The organism is Sinomicrobium halophytocola (genome assembly GCF_052983395.1).
This window is the reverse complement of the sequence record NZ_JBRKIT010000010.1, coordinates 1-18528: the sequence shown is the minus strand read 5'-3', so window position 1 is coordinate 18528 and position 18528 is coordinate 1. Positions and strand designations below refer to the sequence as shown.

At 44.2% G+C, this 18528-nt stretch carries 16 protein-coding genes and 1 pseudogene; all 17 read right to left on the bottom strand.

The window, feature by feature from the left end; translation table 11 throughout:
* A partial coding sequence (gene sph, locus ACVBDY_RS02300) for a sphingomyelin phosphodiesterase (RefSeq protein WP_447173851.1) occupies nucleotides 1–1076 on the bottom strand: 1076 nt, incomplete at its 3' end.
* Between the two features lie 601 nt (nucleotides 1077–1677).
* Nucleotides 1678–1845: a hypothetical protein gene (locus tag ACVBDY_RS02295; RefSeq protein WP_447173850.1), complete on the bottom strand. Its 168-nt coding sequence runs from the start codon at nucleotides 1843–1845 to the stop codon at nucleotides 1678–1680.
* Between the two features lie 395 nt (nucleotides 1846–2240).
* On the bottom strand, nucleotides 2241–3944 hold the full coding sequence (locus tag ACVBDY_RS02290) for a S41 family peptidase (RefSeq protein WP_447173849.1): 1704 nt from the start codon (nucleotides 3942–3944) through the stop codon (nucleotides 2241–2243).
* Nucleotides 3945–3956: 12 nt separating this feature from the next.
* A complete protein-coding gene (locus tag ACVBDY_RS02285; RefSeq protein ID WP_447173848.1) occupies nucleotides 3957–4676 on the bottom strand; it encodes an outer membrane beta-barrel protein in 720 nt (239 codons plus the stop codon).
* Between the two features lie 109 nt (nucleotides 4677–4785).
* The gene (locus ACVBDY_RS02280) at nucleotides 4786–5592 is read right to left on the bottom strand and encodes a M12 family metallopeptidase (protein WP_447173847.1); all 807 of its coding nucleotides are present in this window, start codon (nucleotides 5590–5592) and stop codon (nucleotides 4786–4788) included.
* 774 nt (nucleotides 5593–6366) lie between these two features.
* Nucleotides 6367–6918: a hypothetical protein gene (locus ACVBDY_RS02275; RefSeq protein ID WP_447173846.1), complete on the bottom strand. Its 552-nt coding sequence runs from the start codon at nucleotides 6916–6918 to the stop codon at nucleotides 6367–6369.
* A gap of 327 nt (nucleotides 6919–7245) precedes the next feature.
* The gene (locus ACVBDY_RS02270) at nucleotides 7246–7887 is read right to left on the bottom strand and encodes a helix-turn-helix domain-containing protein (protein ID WP_447173845.1); all 642 of its coding nucleotides are present in this window, start codon (nucleotides 7885–7887) and stop codon (nucleotides 7246–7248) included.
* 155 nt (nucleotides 7888–8042) lie between these two features.
* Nucleotides 8043–8720, bottom strand: a complete 678-nt coding sequence (locus ACVBDY_RS02265) for a helix-turn-helix domain-containing protein (RefSeq protein ID WP_447173844.1) — start codon at nucleotides 8718–8720, stop codon at nucleotides 8043–8045.
* A 149-nt stretch (nucleotides 8721–8869) separates the two neighbouring features.
* Nucleotides 8870–9442 carry an RNA polymerase sigma factor gene (locus ACVBDY_RS02260; RefSeq protein WP_447173843.1) on the bottom strand — a complete coding sequence of 191 codons (573 nt, stop codon included), beginning with the start codon at nucleotides 9440–9442 and terminating at the stop codon, nucleotides 8870–8872.
* 716 nt (nucleotides 9443–10158) lie between these two features.
* Complete coding sequence (locus ACVBDY_RS02255; protein ID WP_447173842.1) at nucleotides 10159–12087, bottom strand: OmpA family protein; 1929 nt, start codon at nucleotides 12085–12087, stop codon at nucleotides 10159–10161.
* Between the two features lie 23 nt (nucleotides 12088–12110).
* On the bottom strand, nucleotides 12111–13019 hold the full coding sequence (locus ACVBDY_RS02250) for a PorP/SprF family type IX secretion system membrane protein (protein WP_447173841.1): 909 nt from the start codon (nucleotides 13017–13019) through the stop codon (nucleotides 12111–12113).
* A 49-nt stretch (nucleotides 13020–13068) separates the two neighbouring features.
* The gene (locus tag ACVBDY_RS02245) at nucleotides 13069–14298 is read right to left on the bottom strand and encodes a T9SS type B sorting domain-containing protein (RefSeq protein WP_447173840.1); all 1230 of its coding nucleotides are present in this window, start codon (nucleotides 14296–14298) and stop codon (nucleotides 13069–13071) included.
* Between the two features lie 40 nt (nucleotides 14299–14338).
* Nucleotides 14339–14521 carry a hypothetical protein gene (locus ACVBDY_RS02240; protein ID WP_123217862.1) on the bottom strand — a complete coding sequence of 61 codons (183 nt, stop codon included), beginning with the start codon at nucleotides 14519–14521 and terminating at the stop codon, nucleotides 14339–14341.
* A 16-nt stretch (nucleotides 14522–14537) separates the two neighbouring features.
* On the bottom strand, nucleotides 14538–15002 hold the full coding sequence (locus ACVBDY_RS02235; RefSeq protein ID WP_123217863.1) for a hypothetical protein: 465 nt from the start codon (nucleotides 15000–15002) through the stop codon (nucleotides 14538–14540).
* Between the two features lie 52 nt (nucleotides 15003–15054).
* Nucleotides 15055–16986, bottom strand: coding sequence for a hypothetical protein (locus ACVBDY_RS02230; RefSeq protein ID WP_123217864.1), 1932 nt, complete (start codon nucleotides 16984–16986; stop codon nucleotides 15055–15057).
* A gap of 51 nt (nucleotides 16987–17037) precedes the next feature.
* Complete coding sequence (locus tag ACVBDY_RS02225; RefSeq protein WP_123217865.1) at nucleotides 17038–17634, bottom strand: phage tail-like protein; 597 nt, start codon at nucleotides 17632–17634, stop codon at nucleotides 17038–17040.
* Nucleotides 17635–17730: 96 nt separating this feature from the next.
* Nucleotides 17731–18528 (bottom strand): annotated as a pseudogene (locus ACVBDY_RS02220) (hypothetical protein); the annotation flags it as partial.

Here is an 18528-nt window from a genome sequence, read left to right as displayed (position 1 = left end):
TTCATACTCGCTTTTGGCGTAGATGCATCGGAATAGAAACTCCCCTCCACGGGGTAATGATCCGAAAAATCGACGAAATAATCTTTTTTGACATCAATAGACAGATGGCTATGATTCATTAGCGTGGTACTCACAGGATCAAAAACAACATTCTGCCATGAGGGCGGTACAAGGTGATCATTAGATACAAAGATGTAATCTATACGTTCTCTCTCATTTTCAGGGTAAGGATACAAATAGGACCTCAGGCTATTGGTCTTGCTGTCCAAGGTGTATGGCAAACCTTTGTAAGAGGGCGGCGAAACATTTAATATCTGCAGCATCATATTATATTCCTCCGTATCCTCCTCTAAAATGTTGAAGTCCCCTCCTATAATAACCATTTCATCTACAGGTATATTCCGGGAATCGATATAGGATTTTATCTCTTTTAGCTGGTTTCTCCGATGTGTTTTTTCCCCGCCCATACAGAGAGGATCCGTATTTTGCATATGCGTAACGATAAAATGCATACGTTGGCCGTCTTTAAGTATACGGGCATACACAAAGCCCTTATTGGAAAAGGCATCAGGACCACAGTACCCGGGAGAGAAAACATACTGCTCCATATGTTCTACAGGGTGCTTACTCGCAATCATCACACCGCCGTTTTCAATATTAAACCATTTATCATCTGTCAAATTGTACGTGGCGTCCCATTCATTATTTGAAGTGCCTAAAACAGGGGTCTGGTAGGGATGGGTTCCGGAGAGGTTTTCGCATAACACTTTGGTCGCAGGCTTGTCAAAGCATTCCTGTAATAACAGAACATCGTAGTTTTTAATAAAACCGGCCTTGCCTAACCGGGATGCCCTTTCTTCCTGTGACCAACTTTGGCTGCTGGCCAGTGCAATCGCTTCAGTAAGCAGATACACGTTATAGGACAACACCCTTACAGGCGCTTCTCCTCCTCCTTCTTCTATAAGAGGTGCTGTTTCTTCACTTCCCGCCCCCTGCCATATTTGATCCGGGCTACAGGAAGTGGTAAACAAAAGTAACAATAACAATGCGTAAAATCCGTAATTTAATTTCCTCATTTGCTTTATTTTTAGTGATGAAAAATTTTTCGGAAAAGTAATATTTTACGGATATCGTTGTGTTAAGGAGTGGTTATTATTCTAACCTGTAAACTTATGTAAATGAGACACTTAAAATCCTTTGCATAATCGGGACCAAGGAGTGTCTTTTTGTTTTTACTGAAAATCAGTTAGTTATATTTTCTTTCGGGGATAAAACAGGAATCAATTTCAGCGGTATAGAACAGGAATAACCACCATTAATTTCCGCAATTTAACCCGTATACAAAGGCAAATTGCAGCTTAAGGCATATGCTGAAAATAACAGAAGTATAAACATTTATTATCCTTGCGATAATACCCCTTGTCAGATTTTGAAATGCTTCTTACGGAACATTCCGGAGTAATGAGCAGGATGCAACAGGGGCGGTAGACCGTATGCCGAACGACTTCGGGCGTGGATATTTCCAAGAAGTTACTCAAATCGGGCTCTCCGTCTCCGAAGGAGGTAGCTTTTCGCCCGATTTACGGCTTTACCACTGCAAATTCCAATTGAGCATAACCCGTATACAGACATAGCCACCAGGAACAAACCCACCCTCTGCGGTGGTGAGTTTTTATGTTATACCAAAATATAAAGAAGCTGATAATCAGACAATATGATGTCGCCCTCAAATAAAAATTCACCGCCCCCTAAATCCAAGTTAAGCTCTACCAGACTCCCTCCGTTGGTATCCTCTAATTCCGAAAAGTTCATTTCCCGGACTGCAAATCTTTCTAACGCTTTCATAATTCAAAGTTATAGTTAATAAACAAATTGTAATCCAAAACAGGGTCGCTATTACCGGCCTGTACTAAATTCCGGGTAAGACAACGCAATTAGCTGTTGCTTGAAACACAACCTGATTTGGCTGAAATAAACAGCAAAACAATATGCTGAAAACAAATTTAGGATTACTCCCTGCATAAACCTTGCAGTTTAATGTTTTCCATAAACCCGTCGTTAAACTTTTCGGGGTATATTTTAATTTCCGAACTCGTCTTTTGCCCGGGTAGGCTCTGAACGAGGTGCTCACGTCACTTTAACAAAACAAAACCACTCCGGACTTGAAGTCCAGGGTGGTTTTGTTTTCTGCCCGGCCAGCCGGGCACCCTGTTTAAAATTCAGAAACTGTTTGCGATGCCTTACATCCCGGATATCACTTCAATGGCTTTTTCCATGCCCCTGTCCCTGTGTTCCGGGTTATGCTCCATATCCTTTATTTCTTCTTCTGTAGGAGGGGCTACATATACATCGGGCTCTACCCCGATGCTTTCGATAACTTTCCCCGAAGCGTCTTTGAAAGCCATTAAAGGCATGTAAAAATCCAGTACACCTCCTACTTTCACCTGTAGACCTCCGTTAAAATCATCATCGCCGCCCAACCCGGCAGTCGCTCCGGCGGTATAATCCCCTACGGATTTAACCTTATCCCCCTGGCTTTTCAGCGTCATTGTGGTAATCTCGGACATACTCCCACTTCCTTTGTCCGTAAGTATTGCAATAGGAATAGGATTGGGAATGCCAAAAGGATGCGGTTTAGTGTGCACAGGCACCCACGGGGTATAATTAAAACGTCCGTTCCCTTCTTTTGTTCTCTGGTACCCCACCAGGCCTTCGTGGGTGACCAACCGCTCGACAAAAAACCGGGTATCGACAACGGCTCCCCCGCCATTCCCCCGGAGGTCTAAAATAAGTTTGCTAATATCACCCCGGCGCAATGGGTTAAAAAGTGACTTATAAATAGGTGCGTTTTCCATGATGCTCTCCATATTTTTCTTAAAGTCGTAATAATTGAAAGCGAATTTAAAATTCTCAAACCTATCGTAGAAATCCTCAGTATACTTCCTCACATGTTCATCTTCCATATATACATGCAAATGATCCGGTATATCACTTTTCAGCACATTAGAACGAAAATTCTTTAACGTTCCCAGCATCTTGCCCGCTTCTTCTACCAGGGCATCAGACATTTCTTCCGTTTCGTTAAAATGCTCTATTTCCCTTATCAGTTTTCCGGACCGGGACGCGGTAACAATTTCTATCCATGAGTCATAAACCCTTAAAGTAAAATTGCGAATCGCCTTCCTTAATTCTTCATTTTTAATGGCATCCAGATCGTCGTTTTCCTCCAGTTCGGAACGCTTCATATTATGCACAACACCTTCCAGGTCATCAACATCAAACATAAGACTCTCTCCACTCAAATCTACGCTGTAGTTGTACATACCAAAACTGTTAAGGGATAAATAATACGTATCCGGTGCAGACTTCAGATAGCCTCCCAGTACATTAGCTCTCCCGCCTAATTCAAGGCTATTATTCAATTTTTCTTTCATCCTGTTTCTTGTAACCCCTTTATCATAATATAAAGGTTGCTCCTCATTCATCTTTCCGGAATAAAAGGTACTTACCATGCTACCGGTTTTATTATACGGCATAGTTACTTTCACGTAAAAATGCTGGTCCATGATCCCATTGACAATTTCCTCAAAATAGGATTTGGCGGCAAGATAATCGCCTGAGATTTCTCCATTACTATATCCTTCCCGCTCCCAGGTTTTCAGCGCCTTAAACTTGGGAAGGTATTCCGCATAAACTTTGTCCCAGTCCAGGTTATTACGCTCTTTCTCCTCGTAAAAATAATTGTAGTTCTCATCCATAACGGTCCAGAAGACCGTAAAAAGGTCCTCATAAGATGTTATATCCTCTGAAGAGTAACGCCCTGGTTCCGTGAGCGACTCATCATCCCTGCTACACGAGGAAAAGGCTACAACCAAGCACATGGCTGCACATAATCCAAAAATCCTGAAGTTAACAAAAACGGCTTTATATATCTTTTTTATCATCTTATTCTGTTTTTAAAAATTACGGGATATCCCTATATTAATCATGGAGGTTTTATGGAACATATCCCTGTCGTTTACATTATTCTTTTGCAGCCCGGACAAACCGTACAGGTACGAATAAGACGCATAGATACCGTATTTGCCGAAGGAATAACCCGCCTGGAACTGCCCCTGAAGGCCGTAATGGATACGGTTGAGCTGGTTTTCGTTCCGTTTAAAATCATACCTTTCCCTGACTTTTTCACTCAGCGGAAAACTTCCGTCCCACTGGAGTTCGCCAAATACGGGGTATTGCCCTTTCCGGTTCATGCTGAGCCAATAGCCCGTGTATGCCCCCCCGGCGACTCTGAGCCAAAGACCCTTTTCCTTAAAAGGATTGTTTATAAGATAGGCCCCTACCAGAACGGGGATATTCAGATAATTGTTCCTGGATTTGGTATACCAGCCTTCCCGACTGCCGGTGCGCTCAAACTCAAAGTTGTGCTGCATAAAGGAAACACCCCCGGAAACAAAAAAGGCATCGTAAAACCGGTATTCCAGCGACAGGTTGGCGGCAAGCCCCCAACGGCCGTTGTACCTGGAATCCACACGGTTCGACAAATTGTAGTCCAGGCTGTTGTACGTGGCCCCGGCATCGAGGTTGAGCTTCAGGTTGCCCTGGGCAACCGCTTCCTGGAGAAAAACGGCCGCTAAAAATAAAAAACAACAAAGTTGTAGATTTGGTTTGTTCATAAGTGTTATATTTAATGTTAGTGAAATGATTTAAATCGAAGCACGATGTGCCCGGATATCCTTTTTATCGAATTATCCGGACACGGAATATTATCGTTATACTATTTGTTTACCATTCCCACTCTCCGAAAGGGTACAGTTCGCCAATAAAGGTTTTATCGGTATCGGACAATTCGGTATTCCAGCCTATTTCAAAATCGCCTGTGGTCAATGCGTTATCTACGGAATAATGCATAATGGACAGGGGATCATATTCGCTGAATTGTGACTCCGATTTCGATATGGGCGAGAAAAGGTTAAGATCTACCTTTTCACGGGACCAGTAGTTAGGGGCCCCACTGTAATATTCATATACCTTAGGCTTATCCCAGGGAATATCCACTTCGGGATGTTGGTGTTCATGATTCAATCCTAGCGCATGCCCGAATTCGTGAATGGTTGTACGGCTGAACTCCTTATCACTTGTCTTATCATCAAACCATCCGAGGTTCATGGTTTCCTGGTCTTTGAAAAACTTAGCATCGGTCCCTATATAGGAGTAGGACCCTTTTCCTGCTTTAAAGGTTACCCTGATATCTGCCTCCCCCTCGGTAACAAATTTAAACCCGATATTGGCATACTTCGTCCATTCCCTGGCGTATTGTTCTACCTTTTCCCTTACATACCGGGAAGCAGCCGTATCTAATTTCACCGTAATTGTACTACCTTTGGGCCAGACTTTTTCGGTCATCGCTACCGCTCTCGGGGTTACGCCCTCCGGGTAGACTTCATGACACATCCTTATCCCGGCTCGCTCTTCGGCACTGAGCGCAGGAGTCCCTTCTCTGTTGTTTACGCCTTCACCGATTTCATCCTCTGTACTACAGGATATAAAAACCAGGGATAAAATCAGCGCTAATAAAAATGGCCTTTTCATAAAAATAAAATCTCGGTTAATAAAAAATTGAATATGTTCATGTGAAGAGGAGGATTTTACCAGTTCAGAAAAGCGGGTTTCCCCCTTCTTCTATTCTATATATTCCAAAAGACCGGAAACGGGTGACAAACAATTAACTTTTTCTTAACGATAAATTTACACGACAGATAATTAATTACTTGAAATTGTAATGGTAAGACACTTTTAGAAGCTAATGACTCAACATGTGCAACAGTGAAATTTACTTTTAATACATGAACAAACTCAGATGATTTATGACTGTGTTGTCTAAGTTTAAGAAACTGCTTAAATTTTATCCCTTCGATAAACTCAGGACATCGCCTTTGGTTCTTTTACGTGCCACTCCGCCACCTGGCCCCTTCACTAAAAACAGCTACCAGCTGTTTTCTTAGCGTTCGGTCCTGCCATATTTCAGGTGTTTTTCGGTCCGTAGCTATGGCTATGCACCTCAAAATACCTTTATCTGACGAAAAAATACACTATAAAATATTCCAAAAACAAAATTTAAACAGTTTCTAAGACTCATTCCCGGTACAAAGACAAGCACATTTATCAGACTTACCCCTTTTGTATGCCCTTTAATTAATTGTCTGCAGAAGATAATTCCGCCAATTAATGGAAAGAAAAGATGTGCTGCGAATCAGAGACTCCCCGGAAAGAAAAACTCAGGTAAGTCATTTCAAACTACCTGAGTTTTTAGTTTATTGCCATATCAGAAAACGATTTTTGAAAGAGGCTCCATTGTTACTATACTCACTCTCCTAAGTCAGCATTAATTAAAGCCTTGGAAGAATCGAAATATAGTACTAATCGCCTATCTGTATTGGACAGATATAAAACCTGATAATAGGCATAGTTGAACCCTTTTATGGATCCCTCTTCACTTTCTACCTTTTTACCCAGAAATTTTAAATCCGTCAAAGTAGTCGTTCTATCAGGGCCATGTGGTATAACACTTTTGGTTTCCACTATCTTGTCTCCTATTTTAAAGGTCTTATCCCCATCAATACCTAATAATACCGCATTGGTACTAATATCTAAACTTACAATTTTGTTGTCAATAATATACACTTTATTCCCGTTGTAAGTATATATTTTTCCTTTCTTATTGTCCATTTCAAAAAAGTAATCTTCGGTGTCACTCGGTGCACCAAAAACCTGGGTTGCCCTGGATATATCATCATCAAGATAAACTTTAGTCCGAGAGTCCGATTTCGTAAGATAAGCAGTGTTAATTTCTATCGTTTGTGCACTTACTGATAGACCAATTAATACTAACATTATAAAATAAAAAAATGTTTTCATAAAAGAATATATTTCATTATTGATTTTTATAACCCGAATTCCGCAATTTATATAATAATTTATCGGCAAGAAAAAGTTCCCGTCCCGGTTGTTTTATTAAAAGTTGTAGCTATGTATGGGTCCGGGCTATGGAATCGCCATCTTCATTTCCTGCCTGTATGTGTACATGAGAAACCAGTTACGAACCATGAGGTTTTCTTCGGTGAGGCCATAATTTCCTTATACTATTACGGTGCAGAACAGCAATAGGAAGAAAGGTATTTTTTATTTTTTTCTGTTAATAATGTTAGGCTAAGGTTATTATAACGGGAATGAAAATTAGTTCGTCTAATTCTCCAGAGTAATGGAAACAAACCTGGTTATTTTCCACAATTCAATAATTTCATTGATCCCTATACGCACATTTTTTTTCAAAAAAGAATTGGTCCCGACATGAACAAGGATGTTTTCAGGCTCCTTTGTAATGATCTCTCCCGCTAAAACACCTTGATTCCGGCTTACAACGACATAACTTTTCCCTATATCCAAATTAGCTTCAACTTTGATCTGCTCACCTATGGCCAATTCAATATTCCTCAATGGAGAAACGATTTCAAAAGCCCTGAGATTCTTGTTAAAAACAAAGGGAAAGCTATATGAAGGCAAATTCCCGATAAAACTGTTATCTCCTGCCATTAAAACATATTGATACTGGAGTTCTCTCGGAACTACAAGAATCTTATTAAGTTCATCTCTCCGGCCGACTTCTTTATTATCAAATATTACATTAAGATCAATATTGAGAGATATACATTTAATTATCAACGAATTATAATCCATACTTCCTCTCATTTTCCATGTTGATACGGTGTTAGGACGAACACATAAAACTTCCGCAAGTTCTTTATCGGATTTTAATTCTAGCATGTGCTTGAATCTTTTGATAATAGCCTTTACATCGAGTCTTTTATCCTCACTATGATTATCCATATAAATTGTTTTTTGCTGGTATTCCGGCATCCAAACGACAAGGACATTGTACACAAAACAGGAATATCATTTCTGCTTGATAAACCTGTTACAAAAAGCTGACAAGCAACTATATATCAGCTTTATAAATACCAGAAATAATCCACATTATCTCTTTAATAACCTGACTTCTTCCCAGATAAATTCCGGGTTGTCCTGAAAGTACTCCCTAAAACAATACGGTCCACTTTCCAGATCTCGACGATCTCTTTGGTAAACATGACAATTTCCCCCTGTCCCTCAATCGACCCACCATCATTCATAAGGTAAATAACCTTCGGGTGGGTACTCAATCTTACTCTTCCTATATATATACCGTGAATTTTATTAACAAATACATAAACATCCCCTTCTATCAAATGCCTGATATGCCTAACAAATTCCCCGATAACATAAGAATCCTCCTTACAGAGAGAGAACAACGAAAAACCAGTGGTTTCAAAGGCCCTTATACTTCCTTTTGCAGAAGAAGAAAAGTTATGCCTGGGCATCTGGTCGATAAGGTCTTTCTTATACTTGCCGGATGCATACTCAAACTGATGCTTCCGGGGGACCAGGACGACATCGGTATCGATTCCCGATGCCGATGTATGTGAAAACAGGAAATTCAAATCCAGCCCGTATTTCCTGCCTGTAACTACTAACAATTCATAATCCAGTATATTATACTTTCTCCAGAACAATATCCTTTCGGAATAAATCCCCAGAATATCCGCAAGTTCTTCATCCGAATCCACTCCCAAACCACTTTTAAGTCGTCTGATAATTTCTCCTGAATCCTGTTTAATCTTCATCGTATTTCACCAATTTAGTCCGACCGGATCGCCCTCTGCAAAGTCAACAACTTTGGGATAAACCCACGAAGCATGAGACGGAAAAACTAAAAAAACCAGACACATCCCGTTGTTATCGGGATGGAGCATCTTAAATTTCCTTTAGCGAGTCAATCGAACCACTCTTTTTTCTTAGCCAGTTTCCTGAGATTGGAAATGGCATAATGCATCCTCCCCAGGGCTGTATTAATGCTCACCCCGGATTTTACGGATATTTCCTTAAAGGTCATATCCTGATACAACCGCATAGCAAGAACATCCTGCTGGGCACGCGGAAGTTCCCCGATCATTTCGTGTATATCTTCGTTGATCTGGTCCCGGATCAGGCATCCTTCTGCATTCATCGTATTATCTCCGAGGGTGTGAAATGTATTGGCATCGCCCTGCGCGTAAAGACTGTACATACGTTTATTTCTCCTGAAATTATCCATAACCAGGTTATGGGCTATTTTCAGCACCCAGGACATCAGCTTTCCGTCTTCCCTGTACTGTCCTCCGTTAAATGCCCTGATGACCTTAACAAAGGTCTCCTGAAAAATATCCTCGGTAAGGTCCTTGTCATTAACTTTGTGATAAATAAAACCATAGATAATATCTGAATGGCTTTTAATAAACTTTTCCAATCTTTTCCGGTCATCCAAACAAGCTTGTGACCCCTCGTTCCGAGTTCTCTCCTCGTTCATCTTCAATCCTTTATTTTTCGTTCTTTCTCCTTCCGGGACCACCTCAAGAGGAACATCCGGAATCTCAATACAATCATTTCTGTAAAATCAATTCAGAGGGCAGCATTTTTACGTGCTATCAATTAACCACCCTCCGAACCAGAAAACTAACTCAAACTAAATCAAACAATAAACTCATTTATACTTTTTTATCCAAGCGTACCTGCGGGAACAACCTGCATCAAAGTCATTACGACAAAATCAATCCGGAAAGCGGCCATTTTAAACCGTATTCATTTTTAAAATCTTACCACCTCCCGGATCAAAACCTAAACACCAACTAAATCAGATAATAAACTCGTCTTAAGTTATTATAATTTGCTGCAAAACCCTCTTTTGCACCCATATTTCGTCTTTTTCTCACCCCATAGCTTTGGCTATGTGGTTCCAAAAAGTCTTCATCTGGGCATAAAATAGTGGTTTTTCGCCTAAATGAAACAACTCAAGACGAGTTCAATGAAAAACTATATATTGTGTTCCGAAAACTGTTTAAATCATTCCTGTGAAATCAATCCGGGAGGCCGTATTTTTAATACCAAAACAACCTAAACCGCCCCCCAAACTGACTTCCAAACTAAACTAACTCAATAATGAAAAAACAGCTAAATCGTTTAAACCTTCCAATTAACATAAATCATGTTTCAGCACGCCGGCTTGTTTTCTTAGCGCCCGTTGTATTACATTTTAACGATCATAAATTCACTTCTCCGGTTCAGCCAGTGCTGTTCTGCCGTACAACCTGTGCCGTCAGCGCATTCGTTGACCGGTTCGGTTTCTCCATAACCCTTTCCACTGATCCTGTTCCTGGAGATCCCTCCCTTGTTGACTATGTAATCCACGGTAGCCACAGCCCGGCGTTCGGATAGTTCCATGTTATACTGGTCATTTCCCCGGCTGTCGGTATGCGACCGTACCTCGATCACCATACCCGGATGCTGTTGCATCGCAGCGATCACTTTCCCCAGTTCTATTTCCGAATCCTTCCGGATACTGTACCTGTCAAAATCAAAGTAAATGGGCTTTAACCCCAGTTTTTTCGTGAGGTCATCCCCGTCAGTTACCGGAATGTCCTCCTTATTAAGTTCTGCCAGCAATTCCTTTTTATCACCAATCTCCAACTTTGTGACAAATTCTTCATAGGATTGATATTTATCCTTTTCAAAACGCAGGTTATAGTTTTGCCCGGCCAGCACCTCCACGCAGAAATCACCTGCATCATCAGCCAGCAGGTTCTTTAGCTTCCTGTTGTTTTCGTCATAGATGGTAATACTGGTCCCGGCCAGCGCTTCTTTGGTCAGGCTGTCCCGCACATGTCCGCAAAGTTCCGCAGCGATGGCTATCGGGTTGTTTTCTACAAGGATATATATATTATCGCCGCCTGATTCCCCGTTCCTGCCGGAAGAAAAATAGCCTCTCTTTGTACTGTCATTGATAATATATCCAAAATCGTCTGCCGGGGAGTTTACCGGTTCCCCTACGTTGACCACCTGGTAATTTCCGAAAGGGTCCCTGACCGCTGCAAAAATATCGAGTCCTCCAAAACCGGGATGGCCGTCGGAAGCAAAGTACAGCACCCCGGAATCGCTCATAAAAGGAAAAGTCTCCCTGCCCCGGGTATTTATAGCGTCCCCGAGGTTCTGAACAGGCCCGAAACTCCCGTTATCACGGATCTCCACTACAAACAGATCAGACAGCCCCCTGGTCCCCGAACGGTCGGACACAAAATACAAATGCCTGCCGTCCGGGCTCAGGGCCGGGTGAGCGGATGAGTAATCGTCACTGTTGATACTCAGTTCCTCTATGGCCTTCCATTTGCCATCCATAAAAGAAGCCCGATAAATCTTCAGGTTATTGGTACCGTCTTCTCCCTTTTTATACTTGCCGGGGATAAAATTATTCCGGGTAAAGTACATGGTCTTCCCATCTTTGCTGACGGCGGGAGTGGATTGGTGATATTTGGTGTTGACATCTCCGCCGAGTTGTTCCGGGGATTGCAGGGTACCATCTTCACCGGGTGTCGCCTTATACAGTTTTAAAAACGGCTTCCCGTTCCACTCATGGGTACGCTTTATAAAAATTCCTTCATCCCGGGCCGAGGCAAAAAGGATTTCCCCTTCCGCGCCGAAAGCGGTCCCAAAATCGGCTTCATCACTGTTCACCCCAGCATCGGTAATATCGTAGCGGCCCGAAAACTTCCGGATACCGGCCAGTTCTTCCTGTAAATATTGCCTTTGCCCTTCAGGCTGGCCGACCAGTTCGTAAAACCGGGCCAGTGTTTTCTCCGCTTCCTCATATTTTCCGGCAGCCTTTAAACATTGGGCATACCTGAAGTAATATTCCGGGCGGGCCTCCTTCTCCAGCGCAAGCATCTTCCCGTAATATGCTTCTGCTTTGCCGTATACGGCATTGAAATAATAGGTATCTCCCAGCTTACCGTAAATATCCGCCGATTCATACCCCTGGTTGATGAGCCGCTCATAGAGCTCACTGGCTTTGATATAGGCAAATTTGTCGTAATCCGTATCCGCCTTTTTTTTCCTGGCTTCCTGGGCATGCAATACCCCGCAGGTAACGAGTAATACAAGTATGAGTAATTTTTTATACATATGTTGTAATTTGTCGTATTAGACTAAAAAAACCTGGGGGAACGCATCCTGTTCCGTCCCGAGGAAATAAACTCAAACCGGAGAAATATCTCATGGGTCCCCGAATTGTAATTGCCCAGCCGGGAGGTATCGAAATCATAGGCATACCCTACCATAAAATTATTACTAACCTGGAACCCTGCTAATGCACTTACTCCTGCATCCCAGCGATAGCCGGCCCCCAGGGTCAGGCTTTCGTTATAGAGAAAATTGGCAGAAAGGTCCACAGCCAAAGGCGCCCCGGATACCGCTTTGACCAAAGCCGCTGGTTTAAACTTCCATTGATAATCCAGGTCAAAAACATAGCCTCCCATCAGGTAAAAGTGCATTTTCTCCCTGGCTACCGATTGCTGGATATCGTCATAAAAACGGGTTTCCAACAGGGCCGGTACGGACAGCCCTACATACCAGTGATCGGAATGCAGGTAGGCCCCCGCCCCTATATTGGGTGAAAACCGGCTCAACCTCCCGCTGAGTTCCGGGTCCGGGTCGTGAACATTCAGTTTATCATAGTTGACTTCAAGAAAGCTCCCCCCAGCCATGATACCCAGGTTCAACCAGGTCCAATGGTCCAGTTGCAGCTTATAGGAAAAGCTGGCATTGACATAGGTATCCCGGGACGGGCCGATCTCGTCATTGATAACCGACAGGCCCAAACCGTGCCCCTGGGGACTAATGGGAGAATGAACGGACAACTGGGCTGTTTTGGGCGCCCCGTCGAGCCCTACCCATTGTGAACGGTACAGTCCAAAAATATTCAGCGCTCCCCGGGTCCCGGCATAGGCCGGGTTTACGGTCATGGTGTTATACATATACTGGGTGTATTGCGATTCCTGTTGCCCGTAGGTAAGAAACGACCCCAACAACCCCAACACGATTATGATTCTCTTCATCTCTCTTGTTTTTTTATCTGTTCCACGGTTTATTATAGTCCTTCGGATATTAATTGATATACAGGTAACCCGACCGGTCTTTGGCCCGACCGTCTTCTGACTTGTATTTCAGGATATAGAAATAAGTTCCCGTAGGCAATAACTTTCCCTTGTTTATCGTGGCACGTCCCCGGGAATACCCATTGAAACGCACATCGGTATTGTTATATCCTTTAGCCTCGTAAACCAGTACCCCCCAGCGGTTATATACCTCCACGGTATTGTCCGGGTAGTGCTCTATGCCTTTGAGGTAAAAGAAATCGTTCTTACCGTCACCGTTGGGCGAGATGCCGTTGTAGACTTCCAGGCTGTTGTCGGGTTTTTCTTCGTCCAGCACTTTGGCCAGGGTGAAAATACCGTAACCCGATACGGCCGTGGTGACCATTTGTTCTTCGTGGTTTTCCACGCCGCCTTCATCAACCCACAGCCCTTTGGCGCCATCCCAGCGCACAATGTGTATGGCCTTACCGTCTTCTTCGCTTAAGAGCTCCGCCGGGGTGGTCTCTTCATGCCAGGTGAGGCTGAGTACCATATCGGACGTTCCGCCGGTTCGGTTGATCTCCCAGTATTCTTCGTTATCTATAAATACGATCCGCTCTTCTTTATTGAAATGCGAATGGCGTGCATCGGAATTTTCCAGGGTATAGTTCGAGGTAAAATACCCTTCGATATCTGAAAGGCCCGAGGCGGAGGCTCCGCGGTAATACCCCCCGTTCCCTACGGGATAATCAAAAGGGGCATCGCCGGTTTTGCGGACCTGCCCATCCACAAAACTGCGGTCCGAAACCTGTTCGTGCGAGGCTTCCGGGCCGAAGTCCACCAGGCCGCCGCCGGAGCGGTTATACACTATACCGTCGACAAACTGTGCATTGCCGTTTACGGTGATGTCGCCGGAAAGTCGGAAAGCCGGTTGTGTGACGGGGTTGTCGAAACGTACGCCAAAAAACTCCGAAAGGCCTTCCCCGGAGATATCCTGCGCCCCGTACATGCCTTCGAAACGGACCAGGCCGGTAGCCTGGCTGGGGCTGAAACTCAGCAGGCCGTCATTTTTGAAATGGCCGTAGACGAAGAACTCCCCGTCGTTGATCATATCGCCACCGGCCCTGTTGTCAAAATCCCCGAGCGTGGAGACCTGCGTGTCCGGGGCGATGGTAAGCGCTCCCGTATTGACGGTCTGCCCGCATACATAGGAAGCCACGTGCAACACCGTAAGGACACTTATTATTTTTATCGTAGTCATTTTTTCCATAGGAAACAGCTATCGCGTTATCATTATATTTTTAAATCTTATTGACCGTTACGTTGGTTACATGTCCCGTACCCGTGCCTCCCGTTTCATCTTTCATTACTGTTGCCGGGTCACCAGATGAAGCAGTAAAACGAATCTGATACCCTGCCGAAGGGACTACAACCAACGTTGTGTTCAGCACATCGCCTATATGTTTAAAGATTATTTTAAACATGTCGGTTTCATTTTTTCTACTGATTTGTGGCAGCCTGCACCTTTATGATGCTTAACAGTCTTTCCCTGTATTTTTCATTGCTCTGCACCTGCTCTGCGATCTCTGCATAACGCTCCGAAGTAAGACCGTTCTCTTTTAAATAACCCTGCAACATGTCCTGTTGCTCTGCCTTTAAACGGTCTACCTCTGCCGCTATCTTTTTGTATGCGGCCAGCTCTTTGCCGGTAGCGTCAACTTCATTTATGGGGCTATCCATGTTGTATTGGATTTCGTTGAACCTTTCCGGGGTTAAACCTTCTGCGCGTATGACCTGTACCAGCTCGTCCCGCATTTTGGAACCCGACCGCTGCAATTCCCCGATCACGGCAACAAAACTGTTAAACTCCGCTTCGCTTATCTTTGCGGCCTTTTCCTGTGCGAAAAGGCTGCTGCTTATAAAGCATACAATCAAAAACAGATTTCTTTTAAGTATTCTTTTCATGTTATATATTTTTAAAAAACCCAACTCAATTTATACAAGGCCTTCCCGGGCTTTAATCCAGTTCAGGCCTGATCATCGCATTTGATATAATACAATTCCTGATTCCGGCACCAATGCGTAAAACCGCCGGGTCTGACGCTATATCCAGACATTCCCCTCCTTTAGACCGGGCAATAAGCCGGTACCGGTAACCATTTAGTTCCGATGAAATTCCGGACAACTCCAAAGAAGTTGTTTTTACCCCGCTGTAATAGCTGCCATTTTCCAGGTCTGTCCATTCATCGCCCGTATTGACCTGCCACCGATACCGAAGGTCCGACATCACTCCCGCGGGAAAAATCAGTTCTGCCGAAAAATTTCCGGAATCCCCTTCTGTTACTTCAAGGTCCTGGGGCTGTGGATCAAATGCTACATTTTCTACGGCTGGATAATAATCAGAAAGAATATTGTATATTTTAATTTCATTGGCCAGCGTAAACCCGAGCCCGATAGTTTCATAATAGCCTATTTCAATCCTGTTCCACTCTGCAGCAGGGGTTACGGCCATGATACGCCGGTCGCCATAAAACCCCAGGTCCAGTAAAAGAGCCCTGGTAATGGGCTGGTCTAATACCACGCGGTCACCGTCGAACAATTGTATATAAAACCCGGAAAAAGACACATTGACATTGGCCCATTGAGACCCTACATCCAGATAGACGGTTTTTCCGGCAGGAAATTTTTGTTCCCCGCGCCTGAAAGCTTTCAGGTCCATTTTACATCCACCACCGCTAAGACCTACGGACGCTCCCAAAAGCCCCGGGTTTATATAGCCGTACGTATCGCTTTCGCAATCTGCCATATGGCTGGGGTTACCTACTTTCGAACCCAGGCGGGTGGTACATCCCGTTGAAGCTTCCCAAGGTGGCCAAAGTACAATCCCCTTATAATAGTCATCAAACCCGTCGAAATCCATTATGGTACCACATCCGAGGTCCCCGGGCAATACGACATCGCATTTCCCCGGAATAACAGCTATTTCATTTACCTTTAAGCCTGCCGCATCCGATTCTTTGTAAAAGCACCCGGCTTTATTACCGGATTCGGCAATAAGCCGGTACCGGTAACCGTTTAATTCCGGGGAAACACCGGACAGCTCCAGAGAAGTTGTTTTTGTACCGCTGTAATAGCCGCCGTCTTCCAGGTCTGTCCACTGGTCGCCCGTATTGACCTGCCACCGGTACTGAAGGTCATCCGGCGCCTCACCGGGAAAATCCAGTGCTGCCGAAAAATTTCCGGACTCCCCTTCTGTGACCTCCAGGTTCCGGGGCTGGGAGGTAAACGTCGCATCCATATACCCTGCAGCAGGATAATATTCGGAAAGGATATTGTATATTTTAAGTTCATTGGCCAGCGTAAACCCGATCCCGATAGTTTCATAATATCCTATTTCAATCCTGTCCCACTCCGCAGTGGGGAGTACGGCCATAATACGCCGGTCGCCAAAAAGCCCCAGGTCCAGTAAAAGGGCCCTGGTAATGGGCTGGTCCAATACCAGGCGGTCACCGTCGAACAATTGTATATAAAACCCGGAAAAAGACGCATTGACATTGGCCCACTCGGACCCCACATCCAAATGGACGGTCTTCCCGGCGGGAAATTTTTGCCCGTCATTCCTGAAGGCTTTTAAATTCATATTACATCCGCCGTCGAAACCTACTGACGCCCCTAAAAGCCCCGGATTTATATAACCGTAGGTATTACTTTCGCAATCTGCCATATGACTGGGGTTGCCTACTTTCGCCCCTATTCGGGTTGTACATCCCGATGAGGGTGGCCATAATTGAAGTCCTTTATAATATTCATCAAATCCGTCGAAATCCATTATCGTACCACATCCCAGGTCCCCCGGCAAAACCTGCCTGCATTGCCCCCGGGCTATGTTTGCCGAAACCGTCAACCCTAAAAGCAATAGCACAATATGTTTAATCAGATGATCTCTCATTTTTTTTGTTTAAAGTCCGTTTTATCCACAAATCCGTTCATATACCGCTGCCTATTTAATGGCAAAAACAATATTTATAAATGAACAGTCCGTCGCCGCAGCAGTAACATCATAGGTCATTACTCCATTGGCATCGATAGAAATGTTGCTAAACACATCCGGATCGTAATAGGTAATATAATAGTACAGGTCCGTGGCTTCCGGAAAAGAAGGGATGGTTGCCGGGGCACCCGTACTGCTTGCCGTAGTATTGGGGTCTGACATGGAGAACTGGTCTTTATATAACTGGTAGAGGTTTTTCGTTTGACCGGCAGCATCTTTCGAGGTATCAAAATTAATGGCAGGCATATAGAAAAAACGAACTACGTTTCCGCTTATACAAACCCAGTCCGGCGCAGCGGATGTTCCCACGTTCTGACTGATACACTGACGATCGGTATCAAACACGAGCAAACCATTTGCCGGGCTTTCAATAGCATTCCGCTGTGCTGATGTCATCCTGGGGATTAACACACCCTTATCAGCACTCGTGACATCCAATTGTGAACTTGCGTCCGGTGTAGTTGTGCCGATGCCAATCCCCGGTTGCTGGGCATATCCGGTTGTAAAAACAACCCCAAACAATATGATTAGTGCAATTCTTTTCATGTATATATGTATTTTTTCTTTTAGACTTTTTTATAATAAGCCTGCCGGCATTGGTGTTTTAATGCCTGCCGACAGGCTCGTACACGGGCAACTGTGTTACTGTTTAAAAAGTTTTTCCAAACGCTCCAGGCGTTCATTCATTTCCAAGGTCGCTTTTTTCAATTCCTGTATTTCCCGGTCTTTTTGATCCAATACTTTTTGCTGCTCAATGGTATGCAGGTACAACTCTTCTACCTTTTCCAGCAACTGCACGGAAAGTTCCGTAGGGTTGATTACATACTCCCCTTCCCGGTTCTTCATCAGGGCATCGATCTTCGCAATGCCCGGAAGGTGACGGTTGGTATTGATATAATCTTCAACTTCTTTCAGCGATTTGAAGGCATAGTTACTGTTCAGGACAGACTCCCCTTCAAAATAATCTTCAAACACATAATCGGCATAGATGGAAGACGTGGTGAGTATGGACCCGTTAACCGCCAGGACTACGTTCGCGTTCTCCGTGCCCAGCATGTTGTCCGTACCGATACCCACTTTACCCATCTGGTAAATGTCCTGATCGTTATCGGTGGCTTTGTCAGCAGAGCCCTGTACTTGCCAGGGTTCCGTGGCACCTATATCAATAACAGCATCTTCGCCTTCTTCATTGGTATAGGTGTACGTGCCGTCATTGTTGTTCACCAGGGTCGTCACAGACTCGTTCAGGCGGATCAGTTCTTCTATATTTAAGGTCTGGACCTCCCCGTTCTCATCCACATAGGTAAACTCCTGCGTCGTGCCGTTGTAGCTGACATTACCGGAAGACTGGTCGATCAGGTTCGTGATGCTTTCATATATATCTCCTGACCGGTTCGTGATCTGCTCGATGATATCCGAAGGTACATCCACCAGGGTGGC